The organism is Streptomyces sp. NBC_00690 (genome assembly GCF_036226685.1).
Lineage (GTDB): Bacteria > Actinomycetota > Actinomycetes > Streptomycetales > Streptomycetaceae > Streptomyces.
On record NZ_CP109009.1, the window covers coordinates 7,094,858 to 7,108,384 of the forward strand.

The following is a 13,527-nucleotide window of genomic DNA, read 5'->3' on the forward strand; positions in this document are numbered from 1 at the left end:
GTGCTCCGCACAGCGCCGCGACCGTACCCCACCTTCCGGTCGGGGTGGTCGCTGCTGCGAAATCATGCGGAAAATCCATCAGTGCAGGTCAGAAACGAAGAAACGATCATACGTCGGTCGTTGGGCGGGTACTTCTGACTCTTGAGTAAGTGTGGGTGTCCGAAAACTCCACGGAATCTGTACCGTGGCGTGACCGCGGCTTTGCCGATCCGTGGAGACCGCTTTACGAACTTTGACGGAGAGCGCAGTGGACGGAAGCCCATATCGGGCAAGCAGCTGCGATCACTTGCCTCCCGCCCAGTGATTCGCGGCCCACGTCCGAGTCGATGACCGCCTCGTGTGGCCCGACCGACTCCACCGCAACATCCGCCCCAACTTCCAACCCTGCAACAGGTGTGACGTGGAAGCCCCCGTTCCCGCGACCCGCCCGCGCAGATGGACGCACCCGCTCACTCCCGTCCCCGGCAACAGCCCCGCCCGCGGTGAAACCGACACACGAATGCTTCGGCAAACGGCTACCGCCGTTGATCGCGATCTGCTGAGATATGGGCACGGATCGTGACGTGGGGGACGGGACTGATGCCGCAGCACTTCGGGCACCTGCTGGGCTTGCCCGCAGCCGTCCCAGCGCTGCCCGCCGCCCCTCTCGTCCCCCGAGTCAATGAACTCTGCGCCCACCAGCGAGGACTGAAACTCCGTCATGCCGCTGACGCGCTCTTTCCCGAGACGCCCATCGGCTCCCGACGCTTTCGTGTGCTCGACGGTCTCCACCGGCCGGAACGGGGCCGCCACTGGCGCGCCGTGAACCGCCGCACCCTCAATGAGACCCGGGACGTCTGGCTCGCACTCCCCGGCATCGACCGCTCCGCCGTCACCGCGCTGTTCGCCCGCTATGACCAGGCCCTGGCGGCGGACCCCATGGCGCTGCGCCGCATCGTCCTCTACGAGTTGACCGTCCTCCTGCAACAACACCCCCGCGGCTGCGCTCCGGAAGCCGCCCGCGAGTTCGGAGTCGACCCCGACGAATGCGAGGCCCTCGCCTTCGCCGTCCGTCAACGCCCGCGACTCACCGCCGAAGGGCGCGAAGCGGCCGAGCACATCGTGGACGCCTGGCACCTCGGAGAACTGCGCCGTGCGCACACCCATGCGACGCGGATCGGCGACACCGGCGGCGACCAACGGCTGGACGCCCTCATCCGGAAGATCACCCAGCGCCGAGCGGCGGCCCTCGCCTCCCTCACCGAAGCCGACCGGCTGGAGCGCATCGGACGACCGGCCGACGCCGCGGCGCAGCGGCTGCGTGCCGCCCGTACCGCCGTCGACGAGAACGCCCCCGTCACCGCGTTGTTACGCACCCCCCACGACGGCCCGCGGATCAGGGCCCGGATCCGGCCCGACGCCGTCGACCTGGATTGGTCCGGCCACACCACCGGCCCCTACCGTCTGGTGCGCGCCAGTTCCCGGCGCTGGACCGTCTTGGTCCCGACCCTCGATGCGACCGCGTTCACCGATGACACGGCCCCGCTCGGTGAGCGGGTCCACTACGCGGTCCTGCCGCTCGAAGGTCCTGCGGACCCGCGCGTCCGGGAACTGCCCCTGCACAGCGCACCCCTGCTCTTCGCCCCTGATGTCGACCAGCCGCACATCACCGACGCCCGCGCCCGCATCACCGCCGCCTGGCAGCCCCCGCCCCGCGCCAGCGACACCATCGTGGCGCGCCACCCCGGCGGACACCCCGTGACGTCGACGCGCGACGGGTTCACCGATGGGGACCTCGCCCCCGGCGAGTACCACTACACGATCTGCTGCCACTACCGCACGGCGAGCGGCGAAGACGGCCTGTCACCCGGTATCACCCTGTCGGCGACGGTCCACCCCTGGCCCGATCCGATCACTTCCCTCGATGCCGCACCGGCAGGGGACGGCGGCTCGGTCAACGCCGTCTGGAGCGGCGGCCGGGGGAGCGAGGTCCGACTGCTGGACCTGCCGTCCCGCACCCCCGCCGAAGGCACCGATCTCCTCCTCGACGAACTGCCCCCGCACCGCATCGTCGCCTCGGCCCCCGTCGCCCGCGGAAGCACGCAACTCCGTCCGCCCCGCGGCACCCGCGCCCGGCTGACGGCGGTGAGCGTCCTCGACGGTCGGGTCCGTATCGGTCCCTCGATCCAACTGGAACTACCCGCGCCCGTCGAACGGCTGACCGTCCGGCGGGAGGCACCCGACCAGGTCCATCTGGCCTTCGACTGGCCCGGTGACGCGGCCCGGGTGCAGGTCAGCTGGGAGCAGTACGGGCACCAGCACCAGCAGATCGTCACCAAGTCGGCATATCTGACCAGGGGCGGTCTACGGCTGGAGGTGGGCACCGCAGCCGTCCGTTTTCGAGCCGAAGCCGTCGTGCTCGCCGACGCCGATGTGGTGATCCCCGCAGGAGCCGGTGCCACCGTCGAACTCCCTCCCTACCGGGCCATCTCCTACGAACTGCTCAAACCCGGTTGGCGCGCCGGCAGCCGACGCCGAGTCGTGCTGCGTGCCGAATACCCCAACCGAAGCGATCCGAACGAGGGCGACCTGCCGGAATTCGTGCTGGTCGCCCGCGCCGGCGGAACGAAGAAGCTGCCGCCGCCCCGCCCCCGCAACCCCGCTGACGGCGTCACCGTGCTGCGGGTCAGCGGGGTGGAGATCGGCGACGGCGACCCCGTCCAGCGCGAGATCGACCTGGCCGCAACGGGCGAGAGCGCCCCGTACACCCTCCGCGCGTTCCTCCTGGGGCCGCACGCGGACAGCACGCGATTGAAAGAACCCCCGCACGAACGCCTGGTGGTGCGCTGACGTGACAACGGTCATCTGTCCCTACTGCTTCGCCCGTGGAGCAGCCTCCCGACTCCGCTACCGCTGTCTGATGACCCGTACGGGTCTGCGCGGCGGGCGGCAGCCCTGCACGCCCCAACGGGATGACACCTGGGCGGAGTTCAAGGGCAACGCGATCGGCCCGCAGGCCCGGATGCGAGGCCCCGTCTTCGATAGTCGGCGCGCACTCGGCCCGGTCCGCAGCAGGGCCGCCTGCCCCGACTGCGGAGTGCTCACTCCCGTCAGGGTGTGCGTGTCCTGCCACAGCGACCTGCCGAGCGACTACTGCGACCAGGACAGCCGCATCATCGCCCTGGTCGGAGCCAAGGCCACCGGCAAGTCCACGTACGTCGCCGTCCTCGTCAATGAACTCCGCCACCGCGTCGGCCGCGTATACAAGGGGGCGCTCGCCGCCATGGGCAGCGACACCCAGCGACGGGACAAGGAGATGGCCGCCGAACTCTACGACCGGCTGCACCTGCCGGGGGCGACCCGTCCCGCCGCACTCGGCTTCAACGACCCGCTGCTCTACCGGCTGAGCCTGCCCAGTACGTCACGGTTCGGCGACGGCAGCAGACACACCGCCCTCGTCTTCTTCGACGCCGCGGGAGAGGACCTCGGGGACGCCGCCGCCATGGACCGGTACACCGACTACCTCGCCGCCGCCGACGGCATCATCCTGCTCGTCGACCCCCTACAACTCCCCTCCGTACGGCAGGAACTCCCCCCGAGCTATGGACCTCCGCTCCCGCCGATCGAAACGTCCCCCCAGCAGATAGCCGCCGACATCGCAGGACAGCTGCGCGGTCACGGCAGACGGGGCACCCGGGGCAAGGTGAGTACCCCGCTGGCCGTGGCGGTCACCAAGACGGACATGCTCCGGCCGATCCTCCAACCGCAGTCGCCCCTGCTGAACAACGCACGCCACGACGGCGGGGTCTTCGACGACACGGGACGGGTCGCCGTCCATGAGGAGGTGCGGTCCCTCCTCGACGGCTGGGACGGTGGCGAACTGCACCGCAGGCTCGATCGTGACTTCGCCGACGTCTCCTACTTCGGTCTCTCCTCACTCGGCGCCTCGCCCCCCGCCACCGCACCCGCGGACGTACCCACCAGTGGCCCCCAACCCGTCCGCGTCGAAGACCCCCTGCTGTGGCTGCTCGCCCGGCGCGGGCTGCTCACCGTGCGCAAGTCCAAGGGAGGCGGCGCATGAACCGACCCGGAATCCTGCCCCAACTGCACTACACATCGGCCGCCCCGGGCCCCGACGGCTCCGGCTTCCGGTTCACCGCCGTGAGCGACACCGTGCCCGCCAACCTGCTCCGCGAGATCGAACAGCTCGTCGGCTACGAACCGCCGCCCGACGCCCCCAGCCGGCCCAGCGCCGGCGAACTCGCCGCCTTCCCGACCGCGTTCACCCACAGCACCCTCTCCGACGGCAGCCGGCTGCTGTGCCACAGCGTCTACACCGGTGCCGACTACAGCGGGCGCTACGGCAACTTCCACGCCCACGCCGTCTGGCTCCCCAGCGGCGCCCCCGTTCCCGGGGGCCGGCTTCCGGTGGAACTGTGGCACTCCCCGTCCTGGGCGTCGGCGACTCCCGCGACCGGCCGGCCCGACCCGCTACCCGAACTGCGACCGGGGCAGCACCTCGATCGCACCGGACTGACCGCGTTCGCCGTGTCCCGGGCCGACCGGCTGCCCGCCTTCCTCGCCGACGTACGCACCCTGCTCACCGTCCCCGACGCCCCCCAGCTCATCCTGGCCGAGGCCGAACCCCACGACGTCATGCAGTGGGTCGCCCTGGCCAGTGCGGTGCTCCCACGGGAGCTCGTGACCACGCTCACCTTCACCTCGTACACCCGCCGCCCCCTCCAGGCCACCCAGCAGATCATCGGCATCCGCCCGGAACCCGGCTCGGGGCAGCACATCGGCAACGACCACCGGTACCGGGTGTACGACGTCTCGTCCCCGCAGCCGCCGGCCGCCGTCGACGATCCCTGGGCCGCGGTCGCCGCCCGCATCTGGCGGGCCGGACTGCCCCAGCTCTTCGCCTCCGCAGCCGCACTGCCCGTCGAACGCGCCGCCGACGGCCCCTTCGACCACGCCCGGCTCGCAGCGGTCGCCGCGGCCGAATGCGTGGCGCTGGACTCCATGAGCCGGGCCGGGGCAGCCCGTTGGGCGCATCGCCACGGACAGGGCGAGGACGCAGACTTCTGGGGCCCGTTGCTGGTCACCATCGCGGAAGGGGGCGGCGGCCGGACGAGTGCCGAATGGCTCGCGCTCAGACCCCTGTCCGCACGGTTCGCCCGGATCACCGGACATCCCGCCGTGGGCGTGCTCCGAGACGACCTCCGCACCGCCCTGGCCGACCTCGCCGGCCACCCACTGGATCTGGTCCTCGCCCTCCTCGACCTCGCCGACGCCCTCGCCGTCCCGACCACCGAAGCCCTCCCGGTGCTCGCCGAGCGGGCCACGACCGCCCTCCTCACCCAACTCGGCCCCGGCGCGCGCCCCACACCGCCCCGTGCCAGTGGCCCCGCGGACGGTACGAACCCCCCGGGTCCGGAAGGCACCACCGGCCCGGGCGCCCTCCCGGCAGACGACCCGGCCGCCGTCACCGCCGCACTCAGCCGCCACCCCGGTGTCCGGGCCGCCGTCCTCACCGCACTGGACCGGGCAGCCGAAACCGGTGACCCCGCCGCACTCGCCGCCGTCGTGCGAACGGCCCTGCCCGACGCCGACCTCACCGCCACCCCGCATCTTCGGATGGGCGCCATGCACTGGCAGAAGGGCGACGACCCCGTCCGGGTCTTCCACACCCTGGTCGCCGAAGCCGGCCCCGAGCACCGCGGCCACCCCGCGATCCTGCGCACCGCCCACCGGCTGGTCTGGGGCAACCGCACCCTCACCACCGGCCACGCCCGGCTCCTCGTCAATGAACTCCCACCCGACCGGCTGGAACCCTCCGGGATCGCCGAGCTCGCCACCCGCGCCGCACTCAGCGCACCCGCAGACGACATCGACGCCCCACAACTGGCCGCCGACCTCCTGTACTACGCCGTCCTTCCCATCGAGGCCCGCACCCGCAGCGCCCTCTCCCTCCTCGCCCTCGCCGGTCGCATCGTCGACGACACCGCCCCGCCCGGGTTCACCGAGCAGGCCGTCACCTTCTGCCGCACCGCGGACCCCGTGGAGGAGTCCATCGCCCGGCGCGTCGGCACCGTCATCGCCGAACGGCTCCTCTCCAGCCGACCGCACCCAGGGGAACTCGAACAACTCGCCCGCTCCGAGCAACCCGCGCTCCTGGCCGCCTACCAGGCCGTCGCCACCAGTGACACCATCCGCGACCGGCTGCGCGTATCACCCACCTACCTCGCCTCCTGCTACATCCACTGGTCCAGCGGACGCAGCCTCAACCCCGCCTGGGAGAGCACTCGCACCGCGTTGCTCTCCGACGTACTGCGGCCCATCGTGCGAAAGCTGCCCCCCGAGACCATCGCCCAGATCACAAGCGAACTGGAACGGCCCGGGGGCCGTTGGGCGGCCGAGTTCCGCGATTGGAGCCGACCGGGCCGCATGGCCCGCTTCGGCGGTCGTCTGCTGGGTCGCAAGGCCGCCGACCAGCCCGGAACCGGCACCATCCCGCCCGGTGAGGAGCGCCTTCGATGAACCCCTGGATCCTCTACCCCGCACTGGTCGTGGGCGGGTACAGCGGCATCGTCGCCCTCTGCATCACCCTCTACACCCTGCCCGTCGTCAGCATCAGGACCATCGGCGCCGTCGGGCGACGCATCGGCCCGCTCAAGAGCGGCGCGCACGACCCCCGTGCCGTGCCGACCGCCACCACCGACCCCGCGCACTCCTCGTACTGGACACACCAACTCCGGGTTGACGCGCTCAGTTGGGTCAGGGCCGCCGGTACGACCCTTCGGCAACTGCTGATCAGCCGCTGGCTCGGCACCAATGCCCGCAACCTCCTGTGCGGCAGACGTCCCTCCACCCCCGTCGGTCGCCGCTCTGGCCGACCGTCCGAGGGCGCCGTCGCCGCCACCGTCCTGGTGCTCACCGGCCCCGGCTACGGCGTGGGAGCCCTCATCGGAACCTCGGCCGCGGCTGTACTGCTGCTTCTGATCACCCTGGTCTTCGCCCTGCTGTTGGGTCTCGTGGGGGCATTCCTGGCCGCCGCGGCCCTCACCCTGCGCACCCTGGACCGGATGAGCCAGTGGGGCCGGCGGGTCCGGATGAAGTGCCCCTACCCCGGCTGCTACCAACCCATCGACCTTCCCGTCTACCACTGCCCCGGCTGCCCGGCCGTCCACCGCCGGCTGCGCGCCGGCCGCCTCGGGATCTTCCGCCGCGTCTGCGTCTGCGGGGAGCGGCTGCGGACCAGCCTGTTGCTCGGCCGCCACACGATCGCCGCATCTTGCCCCCACTGCAGTCTTGCGCTGCCCCGGTTGCTGGGCACGACCCGCATCGTCCACATCCCCATCGTGGGCGGCACATCCTCCGGCAAGACCATGTTGATGACCGCGATGTTCGCCGGACTGCGCTCCTGGTCGGACCGCGGTCAGATCACCGTCACCTACGCCACCGACGAGGACCGCAGCGAACTGCGCCGTCTCAAGGGCCAGTTGAATCAGGACGGCTGGGTGCACCGCACCGCGACCCAGCAGCCGCGGGCGATGATGCTCCAGATCACCCGTGGACGCACCCGCCGACTGCTGTATCTGTACGACCCGATGGGGGAGACCTTCCAGGACTCGGTCGTCGTGCGGGAGCAGCAGTACCTCGCACACGCCGACGGAGTGGTGCTCGTCGCGGACGTCCTCGCCGAACCGGATGTACGCCGCGAACTCGGCGAAGCCGACACCCAGAAAGCCGGCGGCGCCCGCCCTTCACCCGAGGGCCCCAAGGACACCTACGATCGGCTCGCCGGTGAGTTCTCCGCGCTGTCGGGCCGGCGCGCCAAGACGCCCGTGGCCACCGTCGTCACCAAACGCGATGTCCTCGACCAATTGACCTCGCTGCCCATCCCGGGCGCCAGGATCGACGACTGGCTCGGCGCGATCGGCCTGGGCGACCTTGTGCAGAGCCTCAGCCACGACTTCGGCGCCACCCGCTACTGGGCCGTCAGCGCACACGCCGCCACCGGAGCGGGCGCGCTCGACGGGGAGAGCAGACGAGCCGCCGAACCCGTCCTCTGGCTCCTCTCCCGCACCGGGCTCCCCGTGAAGCCACTCCTCACCAGCGAGGCGGCCAAACGGTGAAGGCAATCCCCACGACAGCAACGGCAGCAACGGCAGCAGTACCCATGCTCCTACCGGTAGGAACCACGCGCACCAACGGCCCGACAAGCCGGTGTAGTTCAGCCCGCCCGGGTAGCCCCACGCGCCGCGCGCCCATCGGGGTACGCCCCCGGCGTGCGCCGGCACACACCGACGTCGTGCACTCCACTCTTCGGGCGGACCAACATCCTCGTCAGACATCGCCCGGGGCTCCACCGGCCTTAGGGTCCATACCGACAGCAGAACTCGGGGGAGTCGAGCATGAGTTACCTGCCCGAACACACGGCACGCGCCAGACGGGTCGTACTCGGCCTCTTCATCACGGCCACCGCCCTGGTGACAACAGGCGTTCTGTTGACCGCAGGACTGCTGCTGAACCGGGTGCTGCCCCGATGAGGGCGAACCCGCACCACGGCAGCGAACAGGAGGACACGGAGTGAGTGACATTCCCGGCGGCCCGATGGAGAACCGTCCGGTCCATTTCATCTGGATTCTCGACGTCTCGTACTCGATGATGGGCGAGAAGATCGGGCAGCTCAACTACGCCATCCGCGAGGCCATCCCAGAGATGCAGTCCGTCGCGCACGACAATCCGGCAGCCCAACTACTGCTGCGCGTACTGACGTTCTCCTCCACGGCACAGTGGCACATCGCCACCCCCACCCCCGTGGAGAGCTTCACCTGGCAGGACGTCCAGGTCGACGGCGGCACCAACCTCGGCGATGCGCTCTACGCCGTCGCCCGGGAACTCGAAACCCCGCCCATGCCGCAGCGGGCCCTCAAGCCCGTACTCGCACTCGTCTCGGACGGACAACCCCTCGACGAGTGGCGCGAAGGGCTGCGCGCCATCGACGCCACGCCCTGGGGCAAGAAGGCCGTACGGGTCGCGATCGGCATCGGCGCCGACGCCGACCGCAGCGTCCTCCAGGAGTTCCTCGCCAACCCCGAACTCCAGGTCCTCGACGCCAACAACCCGAAAAAACTCGCCGCCGCCATCCGCTGGGCATCCACGGCCGCCGTCAAGGCCGCGTCACAGCCCGTGGCGGGTGCCACCCCCGGAGCCAAGCAACTCGCCCCTGCCTACGCTCCCCCCGCACTGGACGACGACGATGACGACGATGTGTGGTGAGCGTGCCCAACCCAGATGAACCAGCACGGCCCTGGGCCCTGCGGCACGGAAGTGTGCAGGGGCCGGCGAAGGCGCTCAACCAGGACTGGTGGGACGCCCAGTACACCCCCGACGGAGCTTTGGTGATGGCAGTCGCCGACGGCCACGGCTCCGCCGCCCACCCGCTGAGCCACCTCGGCGCTCGCTACGCCGTGGACGTCTTCACCCTCTGTGCCACCGAGTTCGCCGCTCGTGCCAAAGGCGCCGGGGAGGGCAGCGGCCCAGGGCTGCGCAGACTCTGGGCGGACGCCCACGACCGCATGCCCCGGGAGCTGGTGCGCACCTGGCAGGCTTGGGTCGACGACCGGCACACCCCGGTCGCGGGCGAAGCACCGCGGACCGGCCCCGCCCTGCTGCGCGCCTACGGCACCACGCTCATCGGTGCGATCCTCACTGAGGAGCTCTTCGTGGCCTGGCAGCTCGGCGACGGTGACCTGACGGTGGTCCACCCGGACGGCACGGTCGCCTCGCCCCTGACACCGCAACAGCTCGAACTCGGCGACGAGACCGAGTCGATGTGCAGCAGACAAGCATGGGACCTCGTACGTGTGCATTGGGCCCCCATCAGCGACCCCGCACGTCGACCGAGGCTGGTGACCCTCTCCACCGACGGCCTCTCGAACAGCTTCGCCGCCCGCGACGGCTTTGTCCGCTTCGTACGGGAGCTCGATCAGCGCATCGACGACGAGGGGCTGGACCCGGTCGGTGACGCCCTTCCCGGGTGGCTCGCCCGGGCCGGAAGTTACTCGGGCGACGACACCACCGCGGTCGTCGCCTCATTGCAGCGGTCCACCCCTGCACGCACGGAAACGGAGGACTGATGTCCGGGATGCTCGACAGCGGAGCCAAACTCACCACGGACACCGGGGAGGAGGTGTCCGTCGCCGATATGTTGGGCGCCGGCGGCCAGGGCGAGGTCTACCGGGTCAGGACCCACGCCGGCGACAAGGCCCTCAAGTGGTACTACCCGGCGTGCGCCACCCCGGAGCAGCGAACCATCGTCGAGGGCCTGGTCGGTCGTGACTTCGAGGACGACCGGTTCCTCTGGCCCCAGACCTTCGTCACCGGGGGCAGGCACGGTGGGTTCGGCTACCTCATGGACATTCGACCCGACCGGTTCAAGGGACTGCCCGCACTCTTCCGCCGCCAGCTCAAGACCAACCCACTGGCCCTGATCACCGCCGGGCTCCAGATGGTCGAGGCGTACCAGGCACTGCACTCCCGCGGCATCGCCTACCGGGACATCTCCTGGGGCAACATCTTCTTCGACCCCGACAACGGCGATGTTCTCGTCTGCGACAACGACAACGCCGTGAGCGAGGGCGACAGCACCGGCATCTCGGGAACCATGGAATTCATGGCACCCGAGCTGGTGCGCGGCGACCAGGGCGCCGTCCCCGGCACCCAGACCGACCTCCACTCCCTGTCCGTCCTGCTCTTCATGCTGCTGATGAACCACCATCCGCTGAAAGGTCGGGCCGAGTTGGAGATCCGCTGTCTCGACGAGGCAGCGGAGAGGCGGCTCTACGGAAAACGCCCCATGTTCATCTTCGACCCGGTCAGCGACGACAACCGGCCCGACCCCGTCGAACACGGCACCGTCCTCGCGACCTGGGCGGTGGCGCCGCCCGTCCTCCAGAAGCTCTTCACCCAGAACTTCACCGAAGGACTTCACGACGGCATGCGCAGGGTCCGCGAGACCCAGTGGCGGCACGCCCTGAGCGAGGTGCGTGACACCATCGTGGTCTGCGCGGGCTGCGGACGGCAGAACATGACGGAACCACGATCCTCGACCCCCGGCATCTGCTGGTCCTGCAACCGCGTCCTGATGCTGCCGCCGCGGCTCGTCGTCACCACCCACCGTCCCAAGGTCGAACGGAACCTACGACTGCGCCGGGCTGCCCGGGTGTACGACCACCATCTGCACGCCGAGCCGACACGTCATCGCTACGACGCGGATTCCGTGGTGGCGGAGTTGGCGGAACATCCCCAGAAGCCCGGTAAGTACGGACTCACCAACCGATCGCGCGAGACCTGGATCACCCGTAGGTCGGACGGCACCACCCAACAGGTGGCACCAGGGCAGAGCGTGCCCCTCAGGGCCGGGCTGGAGATCCAGCTCGGGAGCTCGGCCCGGGCCGTGGTCAGCGCGGACTGACATCACCGCGGTGCCGGTCTCCCGAGACCCGGAGTCCGGCACCCGGGCGCATGCCCATGGCGGGCAGGAAAGCTGTGGCTGCCCCCGCGCAACGCTCCGACGGGCGTGGTGCCGGCCGGCACCACGCCCCTGAGGCCAGGTCTAGAGCCCGATCACACCACCCAGTGCCTGGGCCAGGGCCAGCGCTGCTCCGCCCGCCCCGGCACCGGCCTGGATCGCGTCCAACCAGCGGCGCACCCGCCCCTGGTCGACCGCACGGCCCTCCTGCTGTGCGCTGACGATCTCGCCCTGCAACAACTCCGCGTCGCCGACGAGTCCGGGCTGCTCCGCCCGCAACTGCTCCACCAACTCAGCGGCGAGCCGTACGGCCTCCGCCGCCGAGGCACCATGGTTGATCTGCACCCGTCCCTGGCCGTCCACGTTCACCCCGTGGTCACCGAACTGGTTCTGTCCACCACTGACACTGCCGATGTTGTACGTGTTCATCGCTCTCCCCGAAGTGATGCGTAGCTATGTCGTCGTGGCGCCACCCGCAGGGGACGCCGGAGCCTGGCCCGCCGGTTGCCCGGGACCGCCGCCCTGTTGGGCGCTGTTGGTGCCGTAGTTGCCGAACTGGTTCTGCCCGCCCTGCACACTGCCGATGTTGTACGTCTGGTTGTTGATCACCTTCTGGGCCCGGGCGAAGTCACTGGTGTCGATGTTGTGATTCTTCAGGAACTTCTCCGTGGCCACCAAGACACCCTGCTGGAGACGTTGCAACACGTCCAGGGCGTCCATCCGCTCGTCGAAGTCCATCTCGTCCACCGGCCGGGCGGCACGCTCCCGCAGACTGTCCGTCGCTCCGTAGTCGTACACGACGTGGTGTTTGGAGATCTCCCGACGGATCTTGCGCAACCGCTTGTTCCGCTGCGACTGCGCCGACGCGCGGCGTTGGATCCGGCCCCCCGAGCTGAACAACATCCAACGCAGGCTCTTGGACGTCGCCTTGACCAACTCCCACCACTCCTCGAAGCCACCGAGGGGGATGTAGGCGACGTGGTCGAACCGCAGCTGTACGGGCGGGAGCACATAGGCCGCCACCTGCCAGGACAACCGGTCCAGCGTACGACGGGCCCGTAGGTGCATCGACACCACGAACTTGCCACCGGGGCCGACCACTTCGAGGCTGAGATAGGTCCGCATCCCGCCGCCCTCCTGGAGCACACCGGACTGGACCAACCGCTCGTCGATCCTCGGCAGCGGACGACCAAGCGGGTCCGGCAGCAGATCAGCACCCAACGCCCGTACGTGCAGACCCCGCACGTACAGCCGATTGCGCGCCCGTAGCCCGCTCAGGCCCGCAATGCCACCCATCTCACGGGCCATGTAGGCGTGCAGGTCCACGGTGTCGAAGGGCAGGATGGTGAGCTTTCCACCACCCGGGGCGTCATCGGGCCGACCCACGTCGATGCTCGGCCACACGTCCTCCTTGATCCGCACCCCACTGCCGACAAAGGGGTTGTCGGCCTCGGCCTGTGCGTCGTACGGGACGACGTTCGCCCTGCGCAGGGCACGGAGGCGATCCTCGACCTCCTGTTCCACGCCGGGAGCGAGGTCCTGCGGCCGGTCCTTGCCGCGGTAGGCGTCCCGGGCGGCGCGCCAGGCCAGGTGGAGTGCGCGGTGGACCAGAACCGCCGCGGCCAGCAGGGCCAGGCCGGCACTCGCTGCCAGTACGGCGGCGGTCTGCTGGGCGCCGTTCGTCAACGAGACCAGCGCACCGATCGACGTCCCGATCAGGGCGACGAGCACGAACAACAGTTGGGCGTCCCGCCGTCTCCTGCGCAGCTGCGCGGCGCTCGCGTGACGCACCAGGGCGACGAGATTGATGCCCAGGGGTAAGCCGATGGCCTTCAACCGGTCCGCGGTGAACTCGTCCAGCACCTCCTGGGCGAAGCGTTCGTCGAGATGGGTGTGTGCGCACAGTTGCCGTGTGACGGCGTCCTCGCGGTACTGCGGCAGAGATGGCAGGGCGCGTGGCGTCATGGGTCCCCCTCCGGTGATGCCGCTCTCAGCCTAGACACCGGCCC

10 protein-coding genes are annotated in these 13,527 nt (G+C 70.2%); 8 read left to right on the forward strand and 2 right to left on the reverse strand.

The annotated features are described in order from the left end of the window. Nucleotides 1–579: 579 nt before the first annotated feature. From OID54_RS30910 to OID54_RS30945, 8 genes are all read left to right on the forward strand, one after another. Nucleotides 580–2,829 carry a hypothetical protein gene (locus OID54_RS30910; RefSeq protein ID WP_329024907.1) on the forward strand — a complete coding sequence of 750 codons (2,250 nt, stop codon included), beginning with the start codon at nucleotides 580–582 and terminating at the stop codon, nucleotides 2,827–2,829. Nucleotide 2,830: 1 nt separating this feature from the next. Then, nucleotides 2,831–4,060 carry a TRAFAC clade GTPase domain-containing protein gene (locus OID54_RS30915; RefSeq protein WP_329024908.1) on the forward strand — a complete coding sequence of 410 codons (1,230 nt, stop codon included), beginning with the start codon at nucleotides 2,831–2,833 and terminating at the stop codon, nucleotides 4,058–4,060. Continuing rightward, nucleotides 4,057–6,519 carry a GTPase-associated protein 1-related protein gene (locus OID54_RS30920; protein WP_329024909.1) on the forward strand — a complete coding sequence of 821 codons (2,463 nt, stop codon included), beginning with the start codon at nucleotides 4,057–4,059 and terminating at the stop codon, nucleotides 6,517–6,519. The genes OID54_RS30915 and OID54_RS30920 overlap by 4 nt, the downstream gene beginning before the upstream one ends. Continuing rightward, complete coding sequence (locus OID54_RS30925) at nucleotides 6,516–8,117, forward strand: TRAFAC clade GTPase domain-containing protein (protein WP_329024910.1); 1,602 nt, start codon at nucleotides 6,516–6,518, stop codon at nucleotides 8,115–8,117. The genes OID54_RS30920 and OID54_RS30925 overlap by 4 nt, the downstream gene beginning before the upstream one ends. Before the next feature lie 279 nt (nucleotides 8,118–8,396). Next, nucleotides 8,397–8,531, forward strand: coding sequence for a hypothetical protein (locus tag OID54_RS30930; protein WP_329024911.1), 135 nt, complete (start codon nucleotides 8,397–8,399; stop codon nucleotides 8,529–8,531). 64 nt (nucleotides 8,532–8,595) lie between these two features. Then, nucleotides 8,596–9,264 (forward strand): vWA domain-containing protein, encoded by a 669-nt coding sequence (locus OID54_RS30935; protein WP_329027878.1) that lies wholly within the window; start codon nucleotides 8,596–8,598, stop codon nucleotides 9,262–9,264. A 2-nt stretch (nucleotides 9,265–9,266) separates the two neighbouring features. After that, entirely contained in the window at nucleotides 9,267–10,124 is an 858-nt protein-coding gene (locus OID54_RS30940; RefSeq protein ID WP_329024914.1) for a PP2C family serine/threonine-protein phosphatase, read from the forward strand. Next, nucleotides 10,124–11,461 (forward strand): protein kinase domain-containing protein, encoded by a 1,338-nt coding sequence (locus tag OID54_RS30945; protein WP_329024915.1) that lies wholly within the window; start codon nucleotides 10,124–10,126, stop codon nucleotides 11,459–11,461. Before OID54_RS30940 ends, OID54_RS30945 begins: the two co-directional genes overlap by 1 nt. Before the next feature lie 141 nt (nucleotides 11,462–11,602). On the opposite strand, the gene OID54_RS30950 is transcribed toward OID54_RS30945, so the two are convergent. Further along, on the reverse strand, nucleotides 11,603–11,947 hold the full coding sequence (locus OID54_RS30950) for a hypothetical protein (RefSeq protein ID WP_329024917.1): 345 nt from the start codon (nucleotides 11,945–11,947) through the stop codon (nucleotides 11,603–11,605). A 24-nt stretch (nucleotides 11,948–11,971) separates the two neighbouring features. After that, a complete protein-coding gene (locus OID54_RS30955) occupies nucleotides 11,972–13,483 on the reverse strand; it encodes a hypothetical protein (RefSeq protein ID WP_329024918.1) in 1,512 nt (503 codons plus the stop codon). Nucleotides 13,484–13,527 lie beyond the last annotated feature (44 nt).